The organism is Pseudomonas sp. B21-010, from assembly GCF_024749325.1.
Taxonomy (GTDB): Bacteria; Pseudomonadota; Gammaproteobacteria; order Pseudomonadales; family Pseudomonadaceae; genus Aquipseudomonas; species Aquipseudomonas kilonensis.
In genome coordinates, this window is record NZ_CP087198.1 from 5,152,214 (window position 1) to 5,175,083 (window position 22,870).

A 22,870-nucleotide genomic window follows, 5' to 3' on the forward strand; every position below is an offset into this window, starting at 1 on the left:
AGGCTGGCTCTCACAGGCTACCTCCCGCAGGGTGTGGTGGCAGGGTCAGGATCTGGCGGCAGCCAGGATCAGCGCTTTCATTTCCGACACAGCCGACTTGAACCCGACGAACAACGCATGGGCCACCAGCGCGTGGCCGATATTCAGCTCGTTGATGCCCTTGATGGCCGCGACGGCTTCGACGTTGTGGTAATGCAGGCCATGGCCGGCGTTGACGATCAAGCCCTGGGCCAGGCCGAAGGCGACGCCGTCAGCGACTCGCTGCAGCTCGTCGGCTACGTCCGTGGGGGTCTCGGCATCGGCGTAACGGCCCGTGTGCAGCTCGATGGCTGGCGCGCCAACACGCTTGGACGCCTCGATCTGTCGTTCGTCGGCATCAATGAACAGCGATACCTCGGCGCCGATCTTCGACAGACGCTCCACTGCCAAGCTGATCCGCGCCTCCTGCCCCGCCACGTCGAGGCCGCCTTCGGTGGTCAGCTCCTGGCGCGTCTCCGGCACCAGGCAGATGTGCGCCGGGCGGATGAGCTCGGCGAACGCCATCATTTCTTCGGTCACGCCCATTTCGAAGTTCATGCGGGTTTGCAGCACATCCTTGAGCAGCAGCACGTCACGCTCCTGGATGTGACGACGGTCTTCACGCAGGTGAACGGTGATGCCGTCGGCGCCCGCCTCTTCCGCGTCCAATGCGGCCTTGACCGGATCCGGGTAACGCGTACCGCGGGCCTGGCGCAGGGTGGCGACATGGTCGATGTTCACGCCGAGAAGAATGCGATTGCTGGTGCTCACGAAAAGGCTCCTGAATGGACGAATAGTCGGCCCACAGCATACGGGTTGATCAGGGCTTGCGAAACAACTCGCGACTGACCAGTGGCCGCCCGCCCAGATGCACGGCCAGGGCCTGGCGCATCAGCCGCTTGGCTGCCGACAAGGCGCCTGGCGCACTCCAGTCGGCCTCGGCCATCGCCAGCAGCTCGGCACCGTTGAACAGCCCCGGTTGCAACAGGTAGACCTGCTCCAGGCCGGCATCCACCTGTAAGCGGTAAAGACCGTCCGCCGCAATGGGTTCGCCGTGCAGATCAGTGTTCAGGGCGAAGCCGTAGCCCAGGTCATCCAGCAGACGCCATTCGAAGGAGCGCAGCAGCGGCTCCAGCGGCCGGCCTTCAGCCAGGGCCAGCAGCGTGGCGGCGTAGTGGTCGAAGACGGCCGGGTGGGGATCTTCGGCGGGCAGCAGGCGGATCAGCAGTTCATTGAGGTACAAGCCGCTGAACAATGCCTCGCCGTTGAGCCACGCCGCGACGCCATTGCTTTCCATGCGCCCGACATTTTTCAACTCGCCCCGGCCACGGAACTCGACTTCCAGCGGCACGAACGGCCGCGCCAGCGTCCCGGCCTTGCCCCGCGCCCCACGCAACACCGCCCGCAGCCGCCCTTGCGGCGTGAGGAAGTCCACCAGGGCGCTGCTTTCGCGGTAGGCGCGGCTGTGGAGGACGTAGGCGGATTGGCCGGTGGGTTGGGTTGGGGGCATGGGAATCAGAGTTCTCAATGGACGAGCAGAGTTTTAAACAGCCCCAAACCAATGTGGGAGCGAGCTTGCTCGCGATAGCGGTCTGTCAGTCAACATCCATGTTGAACATCAGGCCCTCATCGCGAGCAAGCTCGCTCCCACAATGGTTCTCGGTACATCCAGTCAGCTGATCAGAGGTCGCCGTAACCCAACGAACGCAACGCCCGCTCGTCGTCGGACCAACCGCCCTTCACCTTGACCCACAGGTTGAGCATGATCTTGGAGTCGAACAGCAGCTCCATGTCCTTGCGCGCCTCGGTGCCGATGCGCTTGATGCGCTCGCCCTTGTCGCCAATGATGATTTTCTTCTGGCCGTCACGTTCGACGAGGATCAATGCATGGATGTGCAGGGTCTTGCCCTGCTGCTTGAACTCTTCGATCTCGACCGTGATCTGGTACGGCAGCTCGGCACCCATCTGGCGCATGATTTTCTCACGCACCAGCTCGGCGGCGAGGAAACGGCTGCTGCGGTCGGTGATCTGGTCTTCGGGGAAGAAATGATCGTTTTCCGGCAGGTGTTCGGCAATCACCCGCTCCAGCGCGTCGAGGTTATGGCCGTGCTGGGCAGAAATCGGGATGATCTGGGCGTTCGGCAACTGTTCCTGCAACCAGGTCAGGTGCGGCATCAGGTCAGCCTTGTCTTCGATGCGATCGGTCTTGTTCAGCGCCACGATCAAGGGACCTGTCACGTACTGGACGCGTTCGAGGACCATCTGGTCCTCTTCGGTCCACTTGGTGCGGTCGACCACGAAGATCACCACGTCGACGTCTTTCAACGCCGCCGAGGCAGTCTTGTTCATGTAGCGGTTCAAGGCCTTTTCGCCGCCCTTGTGCATGCCCGGGGTGTCGACGTAGATCGCCTGCACGGCGCCTTCGGTCTTGATGCCCAGCATGTTGTGGCGGGTGGTCTGGGGCTTGCGCGAGGTGATCGCCAGCTTCTGGCCCAGGATGTGGTTCAGCAGCGTGGACTTGCCCACGTTCGGCCGACCGACAATGGCGACATAGCCGCAGCGGGTGACGGTTGTATCAGTCATTGCCATTCTCCACACCCAGGGCAATCAGTGCTGCGGCGGCCGCTACCTGTTCGGCAATACGACGACTCACACCCTGACCCCGGCTTTTTTCATTCAATAGGACCACTTCGCATTCGACGAAGAAGGTACGGCAATGCGGCTCACCCTGGATATCCACGACTTCGTAGCGCGGTAGCTCGCAACTGCGCGATTGCAGGAATTCCTGCAAACGGGTCTTCGGATCCTTGTTGGTGTCCACCAGCGTCAGGCTGTCGATCTCGGAGGTCAGCCAGGCCAGCACGCGTTCGCGCGCCATTTCCATGCCCGCATCCAGGTAGATCGCGCCAATCAACGCTTCCAGGGCATCGGCCAGGATCGACTCACGACGGAAACCGCCGCTTTTCAACTCACCGGAACCCAGGCGCAGGTAGTCGCCCAGGTCGAAACCACGGGCCAGTACGGCCAGGGTCTCACCTTTTACCAATCGTGCGCGCAAACGCGACAACTGGCCTTCGCGGGCCAGCGGGAAACGCTCGAACAGCGCCTCGCCGGCCACGAAGTTGAGGATGGCATCACCGAGGAATTCCAGGCGTTCGTTGTTGCGCCCGGCAAAACTGCGGTGAGTGAGGGCCAGGAGCATCAGGTCCTGATCCTTGAAGGTGTAGCCGAGCTGACGCTCGAGACGACTTAGAGAAACGCTCACGGTTTACCCACGCTGAGTTCGTGGCTGGATTCCACCGCCACGGCGGCAAGGCGCCGTTGGCTTGGGACAATTAACGCTGTGTTCAAAAATACGTCCTGACTATCGTTGGCTTCATGCCTTCGGGCAACCTTGCGCAGGCTCCAGAAAAGCATTCGGCGCTGTGTTCAACAGCGCCGTGGGTGATTACTTGATCAGGCCAACCCGCGAGAAATTCGGCAGGTGACTGAGTTTGGGTTCCGGCCAGCTCATCCAGACCGCAAAGGCCTTGCCGACGATGTTCCGGTCCGGGACCATGCCCAGCAGGTCCTTGGGAATGTTCGGATCATCCCAGTACCGGCTGTCGTTGGAGTTGTCGCGGTTGTCGCCCATCATGAAGTAGTGCCCCGCCGGTACGGTCCACGAATGGTCCGGTGTAGCGCGGTAGCGGCTCATTTCCTTGCGGATCAGGTGCTCGGCCTCGCCGAGTTTTTCCCGGTAGAGCTCGGCACTGCCCAGCGTACCCGGCTCGGAGCCGAGCAACTGTTCGGCCACCGATTCACCATTGACGAACAGGCGCTTGTCGGCGGTGTAGCGAACCGTGTCGCCCGGCAGGCCGACGACACGCTTGATGTAGTTGACGTTCGGGTCGCTCGGGAAGCGGAACACCATGACATCGCCGCGTTGCGGGTCACCGACTTCGATGACTTTCTTGTCGATCACCGGCAGGCGGATCCCGTAGGAGAACTTGTTCACCAGGATGAAGTCGCCCACGTCCAGGGTCGGCTTCATCGAGCCGGACGGGATCTGGAAAGGCTCCACCAGGAACGAGCGCAGCACCAGCACGATGAACAGCACCGGGAAGAACGACTTGCCGTACTCGACCAGCAGCGGTTCCTTGTTGAGCTTTTCGACCACTACACCATCAGGCTGGCTGACGCTGCCCTGATAAGAGGCGATGGCCGCCCGGCGCCGAGGCGCCAGGAACAACAGATCAAGCAACGCCAACAGGCCGCAGACAAACACGGCGATAACCAGCAACAGCGGGAAATTTAGCGACATAGGACCTAACTATCCAACCTGAGCACCGCAAGGAAGGCTTCCTGTGGAATTTCCACGTTACCGACCTGCTTCATGCGTTTTTTACCGGCCTTCTGCTTTTCCAACAGCTTGCGCTTACGGCTGACGTCGCCACCGTAGCATTTGGCCAATACGTTCTTTCTGAGCGCCTTGACGGTTGTACGCGCCACAATCTGCCCGCCAATGGCGGCCTGGATTGCCACATCGAACATCTGCCGCGGAATCAGTTCCTTCATCTTCTCGGTCAATGCACGACCTTTGTAGTGCGCGTTGTCACGGTGCACGATCAATGCCAAGGCATCGACTTTCTCACCGTTGATCAGCACATCCAGCTTCACCAGATTAGCCGATTGGTAACGATCGAAATGATAGTCCAGCGAAGCATAACCGCGACTGGTGGATTTGAGGCGGTCGAAGAAGTCCAGTACCACCTCGTTCATCGGCAGGTCGTAGGTCACCTGGACCTGCGTGCCGAGGAACAGCATGTCGTGTTGTACGCCACGCTTCTCGATGCATAACGTAATGACGTTGCCCAAGTGCTCCTGAGGCACAAGGATGTTGGCCCGCACGATCGGTTCGCGCATGTCTTCGATGGCAGACAGGTCCGGCAGCTTGGACGGGTTGTCGACGTAGATGGTTTCGCCGTTCTTGAGCAGCAGCTCGAAGATTACGGTCGGTGCCGTGGTAATCAGGTCCAGGTCGTATTCGCGCTCCAGGCGCTCCTGGATGATTTCCATGTGCAACATGCCCAGGAACCCGCAGCGGAAGCCGAAGCCCAGGGCATCGGAGCTTTCCGGGGTGTATTGCAGGGACGAGTCGTTCAGGGTCAGCTTTTGCAGGGCTTCGCGGAAATCCTCGAAGTCGTCGGAGCTGACCGGGAACAGGCCGGCATAGACCTGCGGCTGGATGCGTTTGAAACCTGGCAGCACATCGACGTCGGGGGTGGAGCTCAAGGTCAGGGTGTCGCCGACCGGCGCCCCGTGGATGTCCTTGATACCGGCGATGATGAAGCCCACTTCACCGGCCTTCAGGTCTACGGTGGCGGTGTGTTTCGGGTTGAATACACCGACGCTGTCCACCAGGTGGATCTTGCCGGTGGACTTGACCAGGATCTTGTCGCCCTTCTTCACGCGGCCATGGCGCACGCGAACCAGGGACACCACGCCCAGGTAGTTGTCGAACCAGGAGTCGATGATCAACGCTTGCAGCGGATCTTCGATGTTGCCGGTCGGTGCGGGAATGGTGTGCACCAGGCGCTCGAGCACTTCGTCCACGCCCAGGCCGGTCTTGGCACTGCAGGTGACCGCGTCGGTGGCATCGATGCCGATGATTTTCTCGATTTCTTCCTTCACGCGGTCCGGATCGGCCTGGGGCAGGTCGATCTTGTTCAGTACCGGCATGACTTCCAGGCCCTGCTCGATGGCCGTGTAGCAGTTGGCAACCGACTGGGCTTCGACGCCCTGGCCGGCATCGACCACCAGCAGCGCACCTTCGCAGGCCGCCAGCGACCGGCTGACTTCATAGGTGAAGTCGACGTGGCCTGGGGTATCGATGAAGTTCAGCTGATAGGTGATGCCGTCGCGGGCCTTGTAGTAGAGGGTAACGCTGTGGGCCTTGATGGTGATCCCGCGTTCACGCTCCAGGTCCATGGAGTCCAGGACCTGGGCTTCCATTTCACGCTCGGCCAGGCCGCCGCACATCTGGATGAAGCGATCGGCCAGCGTCGACTTGCCATGGTCAATGTGGGCGATGATGGAGAAATTGCGGATATGACTCAAATCACTCACGGATCAACACTCAAAAAGGCTGCAGGCATAGCCCGCCGAAAAATAGCCGGGAATTGTACCTGATACACCGCGCGAGTGGGAGCAAAGCTTGCTCGCGAAACGGCCGCCCCGATCCATGAAAGACCGCAGGGCCTTCATCGCGGGCAAGCCTTGCTCCCACAGATTGCCACACAGCCTTGCTTCCACAGCCCCCTCGCTACACGTGCAATCAACCGGCCCGACGCAACAGCCAGAGCCCGGCCAACGCGCAGACACCGGCCGGCACCAGCACCGCAAACAGCGGCGAGAAGCCGAACACCAGGCTCGACGGCCCCAGCAGATCCTGGGCAATGCGGAAAGTGAAGCCCACCAGTACGCCGGTAAACACCCGCTGGCCAAGGGTCACCGAACGCAGCGGACCGAAAATGAAGGAAATCGCCATCAACACCAGGGCGGCGGTGACCAACGGCTGCAACACCTTGACCCAAAAAGCCAGCCAGTAGCGGCCGTTATTCAAGCCCTGGTCCGCCAGGTAGTGGATATACCCCCACAAGCCGGTAATCGACAGGGATTCAGGCGCCATCACCACGGTGCTGAGCAGCTGCGGGCTGATCGACACGTCCCAACGCTCCTGCGGGGCGGCGACCACCTCGGTGCGCTTGTCATGGAACAAGGTGGTCGTGACATCGCTCAACTGCCAGTGGTCCTCGGCGAAATTGGCGCGCTTGGCAAAGCTCGACGACAGCATGTGCCGCTGGTCGTCGAAGCGATAACGGGTCACGCCGTACAGAATGCCGTTGGGCTGGACCGAGTTGATATGGATGAACTCGTCGCCCTGGCGGTGCCACAGGCCGTGCTTGGCGCTTTGCGCATCGCCGCCGCCCTGGGCCAGGGAACGGTTGGCCTGGGCAGTATTTTCGGTGGCTGGGGCGATGTATTCGCCGATCAACACACCCACCAGCATCAACACCAGCATGGGCTTCATCACCGCCCAGACGATCCGACCAATGGACACGCCGGCGGCGCGCATGATGGTCAGCTCGCTGTTGCTGGCCAGGCTGCCCAGGCCGATCAGGCAACCGATCAGCGCGGCCATCGGCAGCATGTCGTACAAACGCCGTGGTGCCGTCAGCAGCACGTAGCTCGCCACGTCCGTCAGCGTGTAGGTGTCGCTGACATCGCTCATTTCATCGATGAAGGCAAACAGGGTCGCCAGGCCGAGGATGATCCCCAGCACCGCGAGGATCGCCATGAACACGCTGCTGCCGATGTAGCGATCGAGTTTAACCACGGGCCACCTCCAGCGCGCTGCGACGACTGGCCAGCTTCAGGCGTAGCGGCTCCCAATAGAGCAGCCCCAGGCCGATGGCCAGGAAGATCGAGTGCACCCACCACAGGCCCAAGGCTGGCGGGATCTTGCCTTTTTCCAACGCACCGCGAGCGGAAATCAGGATGGTCAGGTAAGCCATATACAGAAGAATCGCCGGCAGCAGCTTGAGGAAACGCCCCTGGCGCGGGTTGACCCGCGACAGCGGGACCGCCATGAGGGTCACGATAAACACCAGCAGCGGCAAGGACAGGCGCCATTGCAGCTCGGTACGGGCACGAATGTCCTTGTTGCCCAGCAGGCTGGCGGTGGGCATCGCGTCGCGATCAGTGACTTCGTCGCTGACCTCGGGCTTGGGCAACAGCACGCCATAGGTGTCGTACTGGATGGCCCGGTAATCGGCCTGCCCGGGCTTGCCGTCATAGCGATAGCCGTTTTTCAGGATCAGGTAGCGGTTGCCGTCGGGACTGATTTCCTGCCGGCCCTTCTCGGCCACCAGCACGGAAATGCCGCGGTCCTTCTTGGTATCCGAAGACAGGTTCTTTTGGGTAATGAAGACGCCACCCAGGTCGATCCGGTCGTCCGAGAGCTGTTCGGTGTAGGTCACCCGCGTACCGTCGCGCAGGGCCTGGAAACGCCCCGGCACCAGGGTGTCGAACTCGGTCATGGCGTCCTGCTGGTTGATCAGCAACTGGAACTGGTTGGCGCCCTGGGGGGCCAGGCTCAGGCTCAGCCAGGCCACCACCAGCGCCACCAACGTGGCCGGGAACAGCGTCATGCGAAACAGGCGCTGTTGGCTCATGCCGGTGGCCGACAGCACGGTCATTTCGCTGTCCAGGTACAAGCGCCCGTAGGCCAGCAGGATGCCGAGGAACAACCCCAGTGGCAGGATCAATTGCAAGAAGCCCGGCAGGCGGAACCCCATGATCAGGAACAGCGAGCCCGGGTCCAGGGCGCCGGAGGCCGCCTGGGCGAGGTATTTGATGAAGCGCCCGCTCATGATGATGACCAGCAGCACGGCGCTGACGGCGCTCAGGGTCAGCAGGACTTCACGGGATAGATAACGAAAGACGATCAAACCAGACACTCCAGGGTTGTCAGGCTAAGGCGGCCAAACAAGAAACGTATCGAGTCGGCCCGCCAACGCGAGCCGCCGAAAAAAGAGCCGCATTATCCTGTGATTGGAGGCGCCTGTCACTTCGCACGCTTTAAGCCGGTGCTTAAAGCCAAAAGTTAGCGCCGTCGAGGGTTGTCAGGCTCGGGCGCCGGGGTTCAAACTGCGGCCTTTGTCGCCGGCAAGCACCGGCGCTTCTTTTATATAGAAGAAGCTCGCTCAGCGCGCCATTGTGTCGGCGCCTGGCCTCTTGACCATTGACTCAGGGATCCGGACATGGAACTGGTTGTAAAAAGCGTCAGCCCAGAAACGTTGAAAACCGCCACACTGGTAGTCGCCGTCGGTGAAAACCGCAAGCTCGGCGTAGTCGCCACCCAGCTCGATACCCTGAGCGGCGGGGCCATCAGCGCCGTACTCAAGCGCGGCGACCTGGCCGGCAAGGTCGGCCAGAGCCTGTTGCTGCACAACCTGCCCAATCTCAAGGCCGAGCGCGTGCTGCTGGTGGGCGTGGGCAAGGACGCTGAACTGGGCGATCGTCCGTTCCGTAAAATCATTGCCGGCGTGCTGGGCACCCTCAAGGGCCTTGGCGGCGCTGAGGCCGCCCTGGCGTTGGACGAATTGGTGATCAAGGGCCGCGACAGCTACGGCAAGAACCGCTTGCTGGCCGAAACCCTGGTAGACGGCGAATACCAGTTCGACCAGTTCAAGAGCCAGAAAGCCGAACCCCGCGCCCTGAAAAAAATCACCGTGCTGACCATCAAGGCCGCCCAGGCTGAAGTCCAGCGTGCCGTGACCCACGCCACCGCGATTGCCAACGGCATGGCGTTCACCCGCGACCTGGGCAACCTGCCACCGAATATCTGCCACCCAACGTTCCTCGGCGAACAAGCCAAGGCACTGGGCAAGGAATTCAAGGGCCTGAAGGTCGAAGTCTTCGACGAGAAGAAAATCAAGGACCTGGGCATGGGTTCGTTCTACTCCGTCGGCCAGGGCAGCGCCCAGCCACCGCGCCTGATCGTCATGCAATACAACGGTGGCAAGAAATCCGAGAAGCCGTACGCACTGGTCGGCAAGGGCATCACCTTCGACACCGGCGGCATCAGCCTCAAGCCGGGCGCCGGCATGGATGAGATGAAGTACGACATGGGCGGCGCCGCGAGCGTGTTCGGCACCCTGCGCGCCGTGCTCGAACTGCAACTGCCGATCAACCTGGTGTGCATCCTGGCCTGCGCCGAGAACATGCCCAGCGGCACGGCCTCGCGCCCAGGCGACATCGTCACCACCATGAGCGGCCAGACCGTGGAAATCCTCAATACCGACGCCGAAGGCCGCCTGGTGCTGTGCGATGCCCTCACCTACTCCGAGCGCTTCAAGCCGCAAGCAGTGATCGACATCGCGACCCTGACCGGCGCCTGCATCGTCGCCCTCGGCTCCCACACCTCGGGCCTGCTGGGCAACAACGACGAGCTGATCGGCCAACTGCTCAGCGCCGGCCAACAAGCCGACGACCGCGCCTGGCAGTTGCCGCTGTTCGACGAGTACCAGGAACAACTGGACAGCCCGTTTGCCGACATCGCCAACATCGGCGGCCCGAAAGCCGGGACCATCACCGCAGCCTGCTTCCTGTCGCGCTTTACCAAGAACCTGAACTGGGCGCACCTGGACATCGCCGGCACGGCGTGGACCAGCGGTGGCAAGGACAAGGGCGCCACCGGTCGTCCGGTGCCCCTGCTGACCCAGTACCTGCTGGACCGCGCCAAGGCCTGACACCAATGACCGTCGTTGGCGTCACCCTCGGGTGGCGTCAGCGGCGGCTCAGGAACCGCAATGACCAAAGTCGATTTCTATATCCTGCCCAGCGCCGACCCGTCGGCGCGGCTGGATTTCGCCTGCAAGCTCGTTGAAAAGGCCTGGCGCATGGGGCACCGCATCTACCTGCATTGCAGCGATGCCGCCCAGCGCGAGGACCTGGACGCACGCTTGTGGGCTTTCAAGGGCGAGAGCTTCGTGCCCCACGGCCCGGCCGAAAACGAACCCGAAGGGTTGATCGTGCTTGGGCTGGGGGATGACTGCGGCCAGCACCAGGACCTGCTGGTCAACCTCGACCTGAAAGTACCGGCCTTTGCCCAGCGCTTCGCCCGTGTGGCGGAAGTGGTGGTCGAAGACCCGGCCATCCGACAAGCCGCGCGGGAGAGTTTCCGTTTCTACCGCGAACAGGGCTATCCTCTCCAAGACCACCGTTTACAGCGACTCTGAGCCCTACGATGGACACTCCAAAACCGCCACAAAAGCCCGCGCACCTGCTGGATGACCTCGAGTCGATCCGCCAACTGCTCGGCGACGACAACCTGCAACCGCCGCTGCTGACCGACACGGTCGTGCACGAGCCGGTGCATGACGAACAGATCCCCCTGCTGTTCGACCCGATCAACGGCCAGCCGGAACCCAAGCCTGCTGCCAAGACCGAAGCCAAAGGGCCCGACGCCCTGCTGCACCTGGACAGCGAACTGCGCGCTGCCGCGCAGTTGATCCTGCAAGACGTCATCGACGACTTCGCCCCGCACATCGAGACCGAGATCAAGCGTCGGCTGGATGCACGGATGGAGCGGTTGCTCAGCCAGTACGAGTAACCCCCAGACTTACTGACCACCGAACACCTTGTGGGAGCGAGCTTGCTCGCGATAGCCGTGTGTCAGTCAACATCAATGTTGCTGATCTGCCGTTATCGCGAGCAAGCTCGCTCCCACATCGTTCCGTTGCGCCCACAAGCCATCTGCCAAGCTTCCAGCTTGCTGCATGTGGCTTGCACCAGCCCCGCCCGCTATACTTCCCGGCTTTTCCTGAATAAATGCCAATAGGGTCCCGCCGCGCATGGATAAGACCTACCAGCCGCACGCCATTGAAACTTCCTGGTACAACACCTGGGAGTCCGAGAATTATTTCGCTCCGCAAGGCGCGGGCGATTCCTACACCATCATGATCCCGCCGCCAAACGTCACTGGCAGCCTGCACATGGGCCACGGTTTCAACAACGCAATCATGGACGCGCTGATCCGTTTCCGGCGCATGCAAGGTCGCAACACCTTGTGGCAGCCGGGCACCGACCACGCCGGTATCGCCACGCAGATGCTGGTGGAACGCCGCCTCGAAGCCCAGGGCCAGAATCGCCATGACCTGGGTCGCGAGAAATTCCTCGAGAAAGTCTGGGAATGGAAAGACGAGTCCGGTGGCAACATCAGCCGCCAGATCCGTCGCCTCGGCTCGTCCGTGGACTGGAGCCGCGAACGCTTCACCATGGACGACGGTCTCTCGGAAGCGGTGAAGGAAGCCTTCGTGCGCCTGCACGAAGACGGGCTGATCTATCGCGGCAAGCGCCTGGTCAACTGGGACACCAAGTTGCACACGGCCATTTCCGACCTCGAAGTGGAGAACCATGACGAGAAAGGTTTCCTGTGGAACCTGAAGTACCCTCTGGCCGACGGCGCCAAGACCGCCGAAGGCAAGGATTACCTGATCGTTGCCACCACGCGTCCGGAAACCATGCTGGGCGACTCCGCCGTGGCGGTGAACCCGAACGATGAACGCTACCAGGCGCTGATCGGCAAGTTCGTCGAACTGCCGCTGGTTGGCCGTCGTATCCCGATCATCGGCGACGACTACTGCGACCCTGAATTCGGTACCGGCTGCGTGAAAATCACCCCGGCCCACGACTTCAACGACTACGAAGTCGGCAAGCGCCACAACCTGCCGCTGCTGAACATCTTCGACAAGAACGCCAACATATTGCCGGCAGCCCAGGCATTCAACCTCGACGGCACGCTGAACGAAAGCGTCGACGGCCAGATCCCGGCCGAATACGCCGGCCTGGACCGCTTCGAAGCACGCAAGCAGATCGTCGCGGCATTCGATGCCGCCGGCCTGCTGGTCAGCGTCGACGACCATGCCCTGAAAGTTCCGAAAGGCGACCGCTCCGGCACCATCATCGAACCGTGGTTGACCGACCAGTGGTACGTGTCCACCAAGCCGCTGGCTGAACCTGCGATTGCCGCCGTGGAAGACGGCCGCATCCAGTTCGTGCCCAAGCAATACGAAAACATGTACTTCTCGTGGATGCGCGACATCCAGGATTGGTGCATCAGCCGCCAGCTGTGGTGGGGCCATCGCATTCCGGCCTGGTACGACGAGTCGGGCAAGGTCTATGTCGGCCGCGATGAAGCCGAAGTCCGCGCCAAGCACAACCTCGGCCCGGACGTTGCCCTGGCGCAGGACAACGACGTCCTCGACACCTGGTTCAGCTCGGGCCTGTGGACCTTCTCGACACTGGGCTGGCCGCAGCAGACCGAGTTCCTGAAGAAATTCCACTCCACCGACGTCCTGGTCACCGGCTTCGACATCATTTTCTTCTGGGTCGCCCGGATGATCATGATGACCATGCACCTGATGAAGAACGAAGACGGCACGCCGCAAGTGCCGTTCAAGACCGTCTACGTCCACGGCCTGGTGCGCGACGGCCAGGGCCAGAAGATGTCCAAGTCCAAGGGCAACGTCCTCGACCCGCTGGACATCATCGACGGCATCGACCTGGAAACCCTGGTGCAGAAACGCACCTCCGGCCTGATGCAGCCGAAACTGGCGAAGAAAATCGAGAAAGCCACCCGCGAAGAATTCGCCGAGGGCATCGCCAGCTACGGCACCGACGCCCTGCGCTTCACCTTCTGCTCACTGGCGTCCACCGGTCGCGACATCAAGTTCGACATGGGCCGCGTCGAAGGCTATCGCAACTTCTGCAACAAGATCTGGAACGCCGCGCGCTACGTGCTGGACAAAGGCGAAGACTGCGGCCAGAACGGCGAAGCCTTTGAGCTGACCCTGGCCGATCGCTGGATCATTTCGCAGTTGCAACGCACCGAAGCCGAAGTGACCCGCCAGCTCGATCAGTTCCGTTTCGACCTGGCCGCGCAAGCCTTGTACGAGTTCATCTGGAACCAGTATTGCGACTGGTACCTGGAGCTGTCCAAGCCGGTGCTGTGGGACGAAAACGCACCGGTCGAACGCCAGCGCGGCACCCGTCGCACCCTGGTGCGCGTACTGGAAGTGGCCCTGCGCCTGGCGCATCCGTTCATGCCGTTCATCACCGAGGAAATCTGGCAGCGCATCGCACCGCTGGCAGGCGTCCAAGGCAAGACGATCATGCTGCAACCTTGGCCAGTGGCCAACGAAAGCCGCATCGATCCGGCGGCCGAAGACGACATCGAGTGGCTCAAGACCTTCATGCTCGGCCTGCGTAACATCCGCGCCGAAATGAACATCGGCCCGGGCAAACCACTGGCCTTGTTCCTGAAGAACGCCAGCGCCGAAGACCTGCGCCGCCTCAACGAAAACGAGGCGCTGCTCAAGAAACTGGCGAAGCTTGAATCGGTGACGGTCCTGGCCGCCGGCGAAGAAGCACCACTGTCGGCCACCGCCCTGGTTGGCGAGATGGAAGTGCTGGTGCCGATGGCGGGCCTGATCGACAAGGCCGCGGAACTGGCGCGCCTGGACAAGGAAATCCTGCGCCTCAAAGGCGAAGTGCAGCGGGTCGGCGGCAAGCTGTCCAACGCCGGCTTCGTCGACAAGGCGCCGGCCGAAGTCATCGAGAAGGAACGGGCCAAACTGGCCGAGGCTGAACAGGCCTTGGGCAAGCTGGCCGAGCAGCATGGGCGGATCTCCAGCCTGTAACGGCGGTTCGCAATGAAAAAGGAGGTCCTATTGGACCTCCTTTTTTATGCCCACCCCTTTCCTTTCAAGTACCGCAACCCCTGTGGGAGCGAGCTTGCTCGCGATAGCGGCGGGTCAGCCAACCCATATGCCAACTGACAAACTGCTATCGCGAGCAAGCTCGCTCCCACATTTAAATCGCGCAGTCATCAAGACCGGGCCGGATGTGGGACAATGCCCGCCACTTTTTGAACCATCCCCGAATCGACTTGCCCATGACCGCCCCCCGCACACCCAAACCTGCCCGCCAGAAGCCCAAGCCCACCCCAGCGGCTAAAACCGTGGCGCCGCGTGAGAAGGCCAGCCTGCATCCGCGCAACCGCCACCAGGGCCGCTACGACTTCCCAGCGTTGATCAAGAGCACGCCGGAACTGGCAAAGTTCGTGATCACCAACCCCTACGGCAAGGAAAGCATCGACTTTGCCAGCCCCGACGCCGTACGGGTGTTCAACCGGGCGCTGCTCAAGGCTTTCTATGGCATCGCCCACTGGGATATTCCGGCCGACTACCTGTGCCCGCCGGTGCCAGGTCGGGCGGACTATGTGCACTTTCTCGCCGATTTGCTCGCCAGCCACAACGCCGGTGAAATCCCCCGCGGGGCGGCAGTCAAGGTGCTGGACATCGGCACCGGCGCCAACTGCGTCTATCCGTTGATCGGCTACAGCGACTACCGCTGGCACTTCCTCGGTTCGGAGATCGACCCGACGGCCATCGCTTCGGCCAAGGCCATCGTCCAGTCCAATGGTTTGAACAAGGCCATCCAGTTGCGCCAGCAAGCCAACCGCAAGCAGATCCTCCTGGGCCTGTTGGAGGATGGCGAACGGTTCGACCTGACGATGTGCAACCCGCCGTTCCATGCGTCCCTGGAGGAAGCCACCAAGGGCAGCCAGCGCAAGTGGCGGGCACTGGGCAAGGCCGATCCGAAGCGCAAGCTGCCGGTGCTGAATTTCGGCGGTCAGGCTGCGGAGTTGTGGTGCGAGGGCGGGGAAGCCCGGTTCGTGACGCAACTGATCGGCGAAAGCGCGCAGTTGGCCGGGCAAGTGCTGTGGTTCAGCACCCTGGTGTCGAAGGCGTCGAACCTGCCGGCGATTCAAACCGCGCTGAAAAAGGCCGGGGCGCTGCACAGCCAGGTGGTGGAGATGTCCCAGGGCCAGAAGCAGAGTCGTTTCGTGGCCTGGACCTTCCAGACCGAGGCCCAGCAACAAGCCTGGCGCCAGTCGCGTTGGGTTCGCAAGGATTAGAAAGACGCTGCTCTACTGTAGGAGCTGCCGAGCGAAGCGAGGCTGCGATCTTTTGATCTTTCACTTGAGATTCAACTGCCAGGGGAAAGATCGCAGCCTCGCTTCACTCGGCAGCTCCTACAGGTGGTTTCAAGGCAATAAAAAACCGTGCCCGGATCGCTCCGAGGCACGGTTTTTTTTACTTCGGTCTTACTTGTTGACCGCGTCGGTCAGGCCTTTGGCCACAACCAGCTTGATCACTTTCTTGGCAGCGATTTCGATGGCAGCGCCAGTCGAAGGGTTGCGGCCGGTACGGGCAGGACGCTCGGTGACTTTCAGCTTGCCAACACCTGGCAGAGTGATTTCGCCGCCATTTTCCAGCTGATCGGCAACGACTTGGCCCAGTTGGTCCAGCAGCGAACGCACGGTAGCTTTTGGTGCGTCTACAGATTCAGCCAAATCAGCGATCAGTTGGTCTTTAGTAAGAGCCATGTAGTGTTCCTTCCCTATCAAATTCATATGGATTGCAGAGTGCAGTGTCAGCCATCGAGCCCGATCTCTCTTGATCAGGCACCCTCGGCAATCACCGCGACGGATCGGGGTAATAGATGCCGAAAACCGGGTTTGGTTCGACCTGACAGATGCTGAATGCACGCTTAACGCAGTGACTTCGCGTAAGACCGGGCAAAACTAGCACAACGCCTCTGAAATATCCGCCTCTAGCTACCCATTTGGTCAGCTTTCTTGCGCTAAAACGTTAAAAAAATGCATATAGGGTGTCGGACGGGTCTGAAAGGGCCTTTGCCGGATTCCAAAACCAGTGATTGCGGTACACTGGGCCCTTTTTCGGGGAGCGCGCCCTCCTCTCTTTCAACAGCCGAGAAATCCATGCCGATCCGTCATTGCATCGTCCACCTGATCGACAAAAAACCCGACGGCACCCCAGCAGTGCTCCATGCCCGCGACTCCGAACTGGCAGAGTCCTCGGCCATCGAGAACATGCTCGCCGACCTCAACGAGAGCTATAACGCCAAGCAAGGCAAGGCCTGGGGCTTTTTTCATGCCGAGTCCGGGGCGCATCCGTTCAGCGGCTGGCTGAAGGAGTACCTGGACGGCGGCAAGGACTTCACCGCCTTCAGTCGCGTGGCGGTGGAACACCTGCAAAAGCTGATGGAAGAGTCCAACCTGTCGGTGGGCGGCCACGTGCTGTTCGCGCATTACCAGCAAGGCATGACCGACTACCTGGCCATCGCCCTGCTGCACCATAGCGAAGGCGTGGCGGTGACCGATGAGCTGGACGTGACCCCGTCCCGCCACCTGGACCTGGGCCAGTTGCACCTGGCGGCGCGGATCAACGTGTCGGAATGGCAGAACAACAAGCAATCGAAGCAGTACATCTCGTTCATCAAGGGCAAGAACGGCAAGAAGGTCTCGGAATATTTCCGTGACTTCATCGGCTGCCAGGAAGGTGTCGACGGCCCCGGCGAGACCCGCACCCTGCTCAAGGCCTTCAGTGACTTCGTCGAAAGCGAAGACCTGCCGGAAGACGATGCCCGGGAAAAGACCAAGACCCTGGTCGACTACGCCAGCAGCCAGGCCAAGCTCGGCGAGCCGATGGGCCTGGAAGAACTGTCCGGGCTGATCGATGAAGATCGCCCGAAAGCCTTCTACGATCACATCCGCAACAAGGACTACGGGTTGTCGCCGGAAATCCCGGCGGATAAACGCACCCTCAACCAGTTCCGCCGCTTCACCGGCCGCGCCGAGGGCTTGTCCATCAGCTTCGAAGCGCACTTGCTGGGCTCCAAGATCGAGTACGACGAAGAGGCCGGCACGCTGATCATCAAGGGCCTGCCCACGTCGCTGACCGACCAGCTCAAGCGTCGCAATTGATGTTTGGTGGGGTGCTGAAGAAATTCCTGCTGATTCTGCTGGTGGTGGTGGCCTATCAGAACTGGGGCAAGATCGAGCGGGTGTTCAACCCGTCACAGATGGTTTCCGAGCAGGTTCGCAGCAACGCCCGCGTCGTGCTGTATGCCACCGACTGGTGCGGCTACTGCAAGGCAACCCGGCGGTTCCTGGATGAGAAAGGCGTGCCGTTTCGCGAGTTCGATATCGAAAAGGACATCCAGGCGCGCAAGGCCTATGAGGCTCTAGGCGGTCGAGGGATTCCGATCCTGGACGTGAACGGCACGTTGATTCGTGGGTATGAGCCGGAGAATATTCTCAGGGCGTTGTCCGCGATATAGGTTTGAGGGCCTCATCGCGAGCAAGCTCGCTCACGCACAGTGATTGGCGGCAAACGCAGATCCAGTGAACCACACACTGCCCCTGTGGGAGCGAGCTTGCTCGCGATAACGGACCGATATTCAACATCAATATCGACTGATCTGGCGCCATCGCGAGCAAGCTCGCTCCCACAGGGTCATTCGTTGTTCATCGAGCTTCGATCCGGAAGCCAAACCGCGGAAAGTGCACATGCACCACCCCGCCCCGCGCGTCTTCGCGACGCAGAATCAATTCTTCGCTGCCAGCAAACAACAACTCCCCGACCACCGGATCGACGCCATAGTCGGTCGCAGCGATACTCACCTGTTGCCCTGTCATGAACCCGTTCGGATCGTCGAATGCCTCATCCGGCAGCGCTGCCGGCGTAGCGTTGCGGGCAACGTCCAAGGCTTCTTCGGCGCTCATCTGGCTCGAGGCACCATGGCCGAAACCCAACACCCGCGCCAGCCAGGCCGAGACAGCCGGATACGCATCCACCAGCGACGAGGTGACCGGAGTGCCCTTGAGGAACCACAGTGGATGGGCCATGGCGAAGTCGGCAATCGACGGATCACCCAACAGGAAATCGCCCTCCTCACGCTGCAACTGTTGCTCCAGCCGGGCCATGATCGTCGGCCATTGGTGCTTGGCCTGCTCGGCGGCCAAGCGTGTAGTCGTGCCGCCACTGAACAGCCCGGCACGATCACTGATGAACGCCTTGATCGCTTCGGGCGATAGCTTGGCGAACCGCACCGCCACCGACTCCGGCTGGAACACCAGGCTCACCGTATGCTGGAACACCACCGAATCGGCCCAGGCCGCAAAGGACGCGGCAAGCATTTCCCGGCCTTCGGGGAACAGTGCCGGCGAGGCTTTTTCCTGCTCCAGGCGGCGGGCCATCAGCGACGTATCGCAATAGATATCCGCGCCGACCTGCAATACCGGCGTCTTGCGGTAGCCACCCGTCAGCGCCGTCAGGTCAGGCTTGGGCATCATCGGCGGGATGCTCACCGAACGCCAGGACAGCCCCTTGAAGCCCAGCAGCAGCCGGGCTTTTTCCGCGAAAGGAGACGTTGGGTAATGATGAAGGATCAGCTCTGACATGAGATTAGCCACTGCAGGAATGAAGTCCTACAGCTTAGCGCGCCTGATCGAGACAGCCTACCGGCCTGATAAAGGCCTATCAGCCCGGCTGATCGAGCAACAGCGCACTGGCCACCAGGCATTCCTTGGCGCTTTTCTTGAGTTTTTTGATCAGCCGCTCCTGGCGCAGGGCCTCGCCCTTGTCGCGACAGGCCTCGGTGTACACCAAAGCCACTGCCGGGCTGGACAGGAAGAAGCGTGCCCCCTTGCCGCTTTGATGCTTGGCGAAACGCCGCACCGGGTCATCACTGATGCCGCAGTACAGCGAGCCGTTGGCGGCCCGCACCAGGTAGACAAACCAGGGTTTGTCCGCTTCGGTTAGGCCTTGTGCAGGCAGATCGGGAGAGGGGGTGGCGGTCGTCACTAGATGTTCAACAGATCGGCAAAGACAAGCCGCGATCTTATCAGCGACTGGCCTGGAACGCCCGCAGCCCCTTGAGCGCCTGGGCCCTGACGGCGTTGCGCACCAGTGGTGTCCAGCCCAGCAACAGGCCCTTGGCACCTAATGCCTGGCGAGACCAGCGCCACAGATCGAAGCTGTCGTGGTGCTCGCAGATCTTGCCGTCGCGAAAAACGAAGCGCGCCTGAATGTCATTGATCACGACGTTGCCGGTCTGGCTGAACAAGTACGTCGCCACCCAATGAGCACCACCGGTACGCTCATCGCTGCGCACGTTATCGAAGGTCAGGGAAAAATCCTTGGCCCGGGTCGTCAGCATGCGCCACATGTCGCCGGCATCGCGCCCGCGCAGCTCGCCGAACGCCGGGTCGCTGAACAGCACGTCGTCGGTGTAGCAAGCGCTCATGGCTTCGGCGTCCAGGCGTTGGAAGGCCTGATAAAAACGGCTGATCAAGGCGTTGTGGGCATCACTCATGGACAGGCTCCGAAAAACGTTTCAGTAGGCCAGTACGATAATCTGCCGCCGCAGGGAAGACTATCGTCATTCGCCATGAAAATGATATCAACGAAGGTCAGTGACCCTTTCGCTGCTGACCCCGACGTAAAACGCCCGGCCTGCGCCGATGCCCGCGACGATCGCCCCCAGGCCAACCAGGCCGAAGATCCAGCCCAGGGCATTCCAGCCGCCGGTCAAGTCGTGGACCACACCCACCGCGAACGGCCCCAGGGACGCCAGCGTATAGCCGAAGCCCTGGGCCATGCTGGAAAGGTTGGCGGCCACGTGGGCGTCCCGCGAACGCAGCACGATTAGCGTGAGCGCCAGGCTGAATGATCCGCCCTGCCCCAGCCCCAGCAGGATCGCCCAGCCCCACAAGCCATCGAGCGGAGCGTAGAGGCAACCGAACAACCCGCCCAGGACCATGAGCATGACGATCACGATGGCCAGGCGTTGGTCCTTGCCACGTGTTGCCAACCAGGGCGCCGCGAGGGAACTGATCAACTGCACGATGACCGAACCGGACAGCACCAGCCCGGCCTGGGTTGGCGTCAGGCCGCGTCCAATCAGGATCGACGGCAGCCAGCCAAAGACGATGTAGGCCAGGGACGATTGCAGCCCCATGTACAAGGTTACTTGCCAGGCCAGGGGATCTCGCAGCAAACCGCGGACCCGGTACGCCACTTGGTGGGCACCGTGTTTCTCGCCCACTTGCGGTAACCAGAACATCGCGGCCAGGAGCGCCGGGACCACCCAGAAGCCCAGGCCCAAGGCCCAGCTGTGGCCAAGCTGCTCGCTCAGCGGCACGGTCGCCCCGGCCGCCATCGCCGCGCCCAGGCACAAAGCCATGGTGTAGACACCGGTCATGGTGCCAGCCTGCTTGGCGAAGTCACGCTTGACGATGCCCGGCAGCAGCACGCCGATCACACCGATACTCGCGCCGGCCAGGATGCTGCCGACAAACAGCCCGACCTGACCGAAGGCGCTGCGCAAGACAATCCCACCCGCCAGCGTCAACAAGATCCCCAGCACCACGCGCTCGGCACCGAAGCGCCGCGCCAGCACCGGCGCCAGCGGCGCGAACAGGCCCAGGCAAAGCACAGGCAATGTGGTCAGCAAACCGGCCTGGGCAGCCGACAGGCCGAGGCTTCTTGATACTTCGCTGAGCAACGGCGCCATGCTCGACAACGCCGGGCGCAGGTTCAGCGCCACCAGGATCAACCCGAGCAGCAACAGCCAGGGACGACGCACCAACGGATGGCGCTGCTGGGCCTGCTCATCGTCGGCCTCGGCGTCAATCAACAGTTCTTCGAGTTCGGCGGCGCGTTTGGGCGCCGTCGAAGTGGCAGGGTCAAGCAGATCGCGGGACATGGAAAGCTCGGGTTCAGGGTTCATTGATCAACTGCCGGCAAAGGGCCTTGGCCTGCTCCGGATCCTGTCGTTCGACGGCCTCAAGGATTTCGACGTGCAGGTCGAACACATGTTGATGGCGGGGAATGATGTTGAGGCTCTGGCGCAGCTGTGCGCCGATGACGCTCGAAAAGTAGCGATACAGCTCGCTAAGTGCGGGGTTGTGCGCGGCATCCACCAATAGACGGTGGAACACCAGGTCGCAGGCGATGTAGTGCTCCAGGTCCCCGTGGTAATGCTCGGCACTGGTTCGCAACGCCTGGCGCAAGGCAAGCAAATCCGCCTCGGTGCGCCGTAGCGCCGCCAGGCCAATGGCTTCAACTTCGAGGATGTGCCGGGTTTCCCGGGCCTGTTCCAGAGAGCAGCGCGACAGCACCTTGAGGGTATCCAGCGGATCGACCACCGCACGCACGTAGCTGCCGTCGCCCTGACGGATCTCGATCAAACCGGAAAACGCCAGCACACGCATGGCTTCGCGCACGGTGTTGCGGCTGATCCCCAGCTCCGCGACCAACTCCGGTTCGGTGGGCAAGCGCTGGCCGACAGCCCATACCCCGTCGCTGATACGCCGACGCAATTGCTCCAGGGCCTGATCGACCAGGGAGCGTTTTATTAATGGAGAAATATCTGACATGGAGTTCGCCCTTTCATCCAATCATGGGATGAATTTTCTGACATGTTAGTCAGCTTCGCGTAGGACAACAACCGCCTAGGGTCAATGGAGGGAAAAGAAGCTAAATTTTTGATTAGTAAAAACTACCCTATAAGGGTAATTTTGGAACAAGACCTCATGGAAAAGAGCACACCCCATTACGACCTAGGCGTGATCAAGGCGGATATCAAGCGGCTTGGAAGAAAGGCGTTCACCATCACCGCGACAAAAACCGCCGGGACGCTGGGTTTGGCAGTTTCGGACATGTTGGAGGTCGCTTGTGGGCTTCGGCGCCAGCAGTTCTACAAGTCCGTAACGACCTACGATGACCATCGGGTCTGGCACGACGTTTATCACACCGACTCACAGGGTCTGGAAATTTACATCAAGGTGACCTACCGCCCAAGCGGCGGCCCACCGGTGATTTCATTCAAGGAGAAAACCCCATGAAAGCTCAGCAGTGTTTCAGCTGCGGCGCTCCGCAGGGCATGTTGCATTTCGAGGGGCGCGCAGAGACCCTGTGCGTCAAGGGACTGGAACGCCGGATCGATGATTTGTCTGGCTGGGAATGCCAGATGTGTGGCGAGGTCGAACTCGACCCCGGTTGCTCGGATCGTTACACAGATGCGGGGGATGAACTGGTCATCGCCGCCAGGAAGATGATTGGCGAAGAGATGAAACGCATCCGTCGCAAACTGCATCTGTCGCAAAAAGAAGCGGTGTCGTTTTTGTCAGGTGGCGGGCACAACGCGTTTTCCCGCTACGAGCGCGGTGAGGTGTTGCCGCCAAGAGCGTTGATGCTGCTGATGCGCCTGCTTGATCGCTACCCGCATTTGCTTGCAGACGCGCGAGCCCTGGCTGAAGGTGCGGACTTGAGAGGGTTCAAGACTACGGTGCACAAAGAGCACGAGACCCTCACGACTCACTGAGTCTGCTGCAAAAAAATAAACCCGGACAAGTCCGGGTTTATTTCACTGC

23 protein-coding genes are annotated in these 22,870 nt (G+C 61.3%); 9 read left to right on the top strand and 14 right to left on the bottom strand.

Annotated elements, in window-relative coordinates; genetic code table 11:
* Positions 1 to 45 precede the first annotated feature (45 nt).
* The 8 genes from pdxJ to lptF form a co-directional block, all read right to left on the bottom strand.
* Positions 46 to 789, bottom strand: a complete 744-nt coding sequence (gene pdxJ / locus LOY50_RS22870) for a pyridoxine 5'-phosphate synthase (protein WP_046064861.1) — start codon at positions 787 to 789, stop codon at positions 46 to 48.
* A 49-nt stretch (positions 790 to 838) separates the two neighbouring features.
* Positions 839 to 1,528, bottom strand: coding sequence for a DNA repair protein RecO (recO, locus tag LOY50_RS22875; protein WP_003205262.1), 690 nt, complete (start codon positions 1,526 to 1,528; stop codon positions 839 to 841).
* A gap of 170 nt (positions 1,529 to 1,698) precedes the next feature.
* Positions 1,699 to 2,601 (bottom strand): GTPase Era, encoded by a 903-nt coding sequence (gene era / locus LOY50_RS22880; protein WP_253477758.1) that lies wholly within the window; start codon positions 2,599 to 2,601, stop codon positions 1,699 to 1,701.
* The gene (gene rnc / locus LOY50_RS22885) at positions 2,594 to 3,283 is read right to left on the bottom strand and encodes a ribonuclease III (protein ID WP_003205268.1); all 690 of its coding nucleotides are present in this window, start codon (positions 3,281 to 3,283) and stop codon (positions 2,594 to 2,596) included. Before rnc ends, era begins: the two co-directional genes overlap by 8 nt.
* Positions 3,284 to 3,466: 183 nt before the next feature.
* The gene (gene lepB, locus LOY50_RS22890; RefSeq protein WP_003205272.1) at positions 3,467 to 4,321 is read right to left on the bottom strand and encodes a signal peptidase I; all 855 of its coding nucleotides are present in this window, start codon (positions 4,319 to 4,321) and stop codon (positions 3,467 to 3,469) included.
* A 5-nt stretch (positions 4,322 to 4,326) separates the two neighbouring features.
* Positions 4,327 to 6,126: a translation elongation factor 4 gene (gene lepA, locus LOY50_RS22895; RefSeq protein ID WP_003205274.1), complete on the bottom strand. Its 1,800-nt coding sequence runs from the start codon at positions 6,124 to 6,126 to the stop codon at positions 4,327 to 4,329.
* Positions 6,127 to 6,334: 208 nt separating this feature from the next.
* Positions 6,335 to 7,396: an LPS export ABC transporter permease LptG gene (gene lptG / locus LOY50_RS22900; RefSeq protein WP_060740808.1), complete on the bottom strand. Its 1,062-nt coding sequence runs from the start codon at positions 7,394 to 7,396 to the stop codon at positions 6,335 to 6,337.
* The gene (lptF, locus tag LOY50_RS22905) at positions 7,389 to 8,510 is read right to left on the bottom strand and encodes an LPS export ABC transporter permease LptF (RefSeq protein WP_214512406.1); all 1,122 of its coding nucleotides are present in this window, start codon (positions 8,508 to 8,510) and stop codon (positions 7,389 to 7,391) included. The genes lptG and lptF overlap by 8 nt, the downstream gene beginning before the upstream one ends.
* Before the next feature lie 312 nt (positions 8,511 to 8,822).
* Between lptF and LOY50_RS22910 the strand changes: the two genes are divergently transcribed.
* The 5 genes from LOY50_RS22910 (at position 8,823) to rlmF (ending at position 15,544) form a co-directional block, all read left to right on the top strand.
* Complete coding sequence (locus tag LOY50_RS22910; protein WP_253477761.1) at positions 8,823 to 10,313, top strand: leucyl aminopeptidase; 1,491 nt, start codon at positions 8,823 to 8,825, stop codon at positions 10,311 to 10,313.
* A 60-nt stretch (positions 10,314 to 10,373) separates the two neighbouring features.
* Positions 10,374 to 10,802, top strand: a complete 429-nt coding sequence (locus LOY50_RS22915; RefSeq protein ID WP_014340012.1) for a DNA polymerase III subunit chi — start codon at positions 10,374 to 10,376, stop codon at positions 10,800 to 10,802.
* Between the two features lie 8 nt (positions 10,803 to 10,810).
* Positions 10,811 to 11,176, top strand: coding sequence for a DNA polymerase III subunit chi (locus LOY50_RS22920; RefSeq protein WP_253477768.1), 366 nt, complete (start codon positions 10,811 to 10,813; stop codon positions 11,174 to 11,176).
* Positions 11,177 to 11,417: 241 nt separating this feature from the next.
* Positions 11,418 to 14,264: a valine--tRNA ligase gene (locus LOY50_RS22925; RefSeq protein ID WP_253477785.1), complete on the top strand. Its 2,847-nt coding sequence runs from the start codon at positions 11,418 to 11,420 to the stop codon at positions 14,262 to 14,264.
* A gap of 254 nt (positions 14,265 to 14,518) precedes the next feature.
* Positions 14,519 to 15,544, top strand: coding sequence for a 23S rRNA (adenine(1618)-N(6))-methyltransferase RlmF (gene rlmF, locus LOY50_RS22930; protein WP_258689272.1), 1,026 nt, complete (start codon positions 14,519 to 14,521; stop codon positions 15,542 to 15,544).
* Between the two features lie 189 nt (positions 15,545 to 15,733).
* Here the strand turns inward: rlmF and LOY50_RS22935 are convergent, their stop codons facing one another.
* On the bottom strand, positions 15,734 to 16,015 hold the full coding sequence (locus tag LOY50_RS22935) for an HU family DNA-binding protein (RefSeq protein WP_003205289.1): 282 nt from the start codon (positions 16,013 to 16,015) through the stop codon (positions 15,734 to 15,736).
* 396 nt (positions 16,016 to 16,411) lie between these two features.
* On the opposite strand from LOY50_RS22935, the gene yejK reads away from it, so the two are divergent.
* Together yejK and LOY50_RS22945 are read left to right on the top strand one after the other, a co-directional pair.
* Positions 16,412 to 17,416 carry a nucleoid-associated protein YejK gene (gene yejK, locus LOY50_RS22940; protein WP_253477790.1) on the top strand — a complete coding sequence of 335 codons (1,005 nt, stop codon included), beginning with the start codon at positions 16,412 to 16,414 and terminating at the stop codon, positions 17,414 to 17,416.
* On the top strand, positions 17,416 to 17,772 hold the full coding sequence (locus tag LOY50_RS22945; RefSeq protein ID WP_253477794.1) for a glutaredoxin family protein: 357 nt from the start codon (positions 17,416 to 17,418) through the stop codon (positions 17,770 to 17,772). Before yejK ends, LOY50_RS22945 begins: the two co-directional genes overlap by 1 nt.
* Before the next feature lie 187 nt (positions 17,773 to 17,959).
* Here LOY50_RS22945 and LOY50_RS22950 read toward each other — a convergent pair whose 3' ends face one another.
* From LOY50_RS22950 to LOY50_RS22970, 5 genes are all read right to left on the bottom strand, one after another.
* Positions 17,960 to 18,895 (bottom strand): glutathione S-transferase family protein, encoded by a 936-nt coding sequence (locus tag LOY50_RS22950; RefSeq protein WP_253477797.1) that lies wholly within the window; start codon positions 18,893 to 18,895, stop codon positions 17,960 to 17,962.
* Positions 18,896 to 18,974: 79 nt separating this feature from the next.
* Complete coding sequence (locus LOY50_RS22955; protein WP_258689273.1) at positions 18,975 to 19,298, bottom strand: GIY-YIG nuclease family protein; 324 nt, start codon at positions 19,296 to 19,298, stop codon at positions 18,975 to 18,977.
* Between the two features lie 40 nt (positions 19,299 to 19,338).
* On the bottom strand, positions 19,339 to 19,809 hold the full coding sequence (locus tag LOY50_RS22960; RefSeq protein ID WP_063324522.1) for a nuclear transport factor 2 family protein: 471 nt from the start codon (positions 19,807 to 19,809) through the stop codon (positions 19,339 to 19,341).
* Between the two features lie 87 nt (positions 19,810 to 19,896).
* Positions 19,897 to 21,225, bottom strand: coding sequence for a CynX/NimT family MFS transporter (locus LOY50_RS22965; protein WP_408980819.1), 1,329 nt, complete (start codon positions 21,223 to 21,225; stop codon positions 19,897 to 19,899).
* Entirely contained in the window at positions 21,215 to 21,874 is a 660-nt protein-coding gene (locus LOY50_RS22970; RefSeq protein ID WP_258689274.1) for a FadR/GntR family transcriptional regulator, read from the bottom strand. Before LOY50_RS22970 ends, LOY50_RS22965 begins: the two co-directional genes overlap by 11 nt.
* A gap of 156 nt (positions 21,875 to 22,030) precedes the next feature.
* Here LOY50_RS22970 and LOY50_RS22975 point away from each other — a divergent pair, with 156 nt between their 5' ends.
* Together LOY50_RS22975 and LOY50_RS22980 are read left to right on the top strand one after the other, a co-directional pair.
* On the top strand, positions 22,031 to 22,342 hold the full coding sequence (locus LOY50_RS22975; protein ID WP_253477810.1) for a type II toxin-antitoxin system MqsR family toxin: 312 nt from the start codon (positions 22,031 to 22,033) through the stop codon (positions 22,340 to 22,342).
* Complete coding sequence (locus LOY50_RS22980; protein ID WP_253477813.1) at positions 22,339 to 22,821, top strand: type II toxin-antitoxin system MqsA family antitoxin; 483 nt, start codon at positions 22,339 to 22,341, stop codon at positions 22,819 to 22,821. The genes LOY50_RS22975 and LOY50_RS22980 overlap by 4 nt, the downstream gene beginning before the upstream one ends.
* Positions 22,822 to 22,870: the final 49 nt, after the last annotated feature.

What these genes read in the sequence shown, in the direction of transcription:
- yejK (WP_253477790.1), top strand. Translation starts at nt 16,412, where the DNA reads ATGCCGATCCGTCATTGCATCGTCCACCTGATCGACAAAAAACCCGAC.
- LOY50_RS22970 (WP_258689274.1), bottom strand. Translation starts at nt 21,874, where the DNA reads ATGTCAGATATTTCTCCATTAATAAAACGCTCCCTGGTCGATCAGGCC.
- recO (WP_003205262.1), bottom strand. Translation starts at nt 1,528, where the DNA reads ATGCCCCCAACCCAACCCACCGGCCAATCCGCCTACGTCCTCCACAGC.
- LOY50_RS22920 (WP_253477768.1), top strand. Translation starts at nt 10,811, where the DNA reads ATGGACACTCCAAAACCGCCACAAAAGCCCGCGCACCTGCTGGATGAC.
- LOY50_RS22965 (WP_408980819.1), bottom strand. Translation starts at nt 21,225, where the DNA reads ATGAACCCTGAACCCGAGCTTTCCATGTCCCGCGATCTGCTTGACCCT.
- LOY50_RS22975 (WP_253477810.1), top strand. Translation starts at nt 22,031, where the DNA reads ATGGAAAAGAGCACACCCCATTACGACCTAGGCGTGATCAAGGCGGAT.
- LOY50_RS22925 (WP_253477785.1), top strand. Translation starts at nt 11,418, where the DNA reads ATGGATAAGACCTACCAGCCGCACGCCATTGAAACTTCCTGGTACAAC.
- rlmF (WP_258689272.1), top strand. Translation starts at nt 14,519, where the DNA reads ATGACCGCCCCCCGCACACCCAAACCTGCCCGCCAGAAGCCCAAGCCC.
- LOY50_RS22935 (WP_003205289.1), bottom strand. Translation starts at nt 16,015, where the DNA reads ATGGCTCTTACTAAAGACCAACTGATCGCTGATTTGGCTGAATCTGTA.
- LOY50_RS22915 (WP_014340012.1), top strand. Translation starts at nt 10,374, where the DNA reads ATGACCAAAGTCGATTTCTATATCCTGCCCAGCGCCGACCCGTCGGCG.
- LOY50_RS22960 (WP_063324522.1), bottom strand. Translation starts at nt 19,809, where the DNA reads ATGAGTGATGCCCACAACGCCTTGATCAGCCGTTTTTATCAGGCCTTC.
- lepB (WP_003205272.1), bottom strand. Translation starts at nt 4,321, where the DNA reads ATGTCGCTAAATTTCCCGCTGTTGCTGGTTATCGCCGTGTTTGTCTGC.
- LOY50_RS22980 (WP_253477813.1), top strand. Translation starts at nt 22,339, where the DNA reads ATGAAAGCTCAGCAGTGTTTCAGCTGCGGCGCTCCGCAGGGCATGTTG.
- LOY50_RS22945 (WP_253477794.1), top strand. Translation starts at nt 17,416, where the DNA reads ATGTTTGGTGGGGTGCTGAAGAAATTCCTGCTGATTCTGCTGGTGGTG.
- LOY50_RS22950 (WP_253477797.1), bottom strand. Translation starts at nt 18,895, where the DNA reads ATGTCAGAGCTGATCCTTCATCATTACCCAACGTCTCCTTTCGCGGAA.
- era (WP_253477758.1), bottom strand. Translation starts at nt 2,601, where the DNA reads ATGACTGATACAACCGTCACCCGCTGCGGCTATGTCGCCATTGTCGGT.
- LOY50_RS22910 (WP_253477761.1), top strand. Translation starts at nt 8,823, where the DNA reads ATGGAACTGGTTGTAAAAAGCGTCAGCCCAGAAACGTTGAAAACCGCC.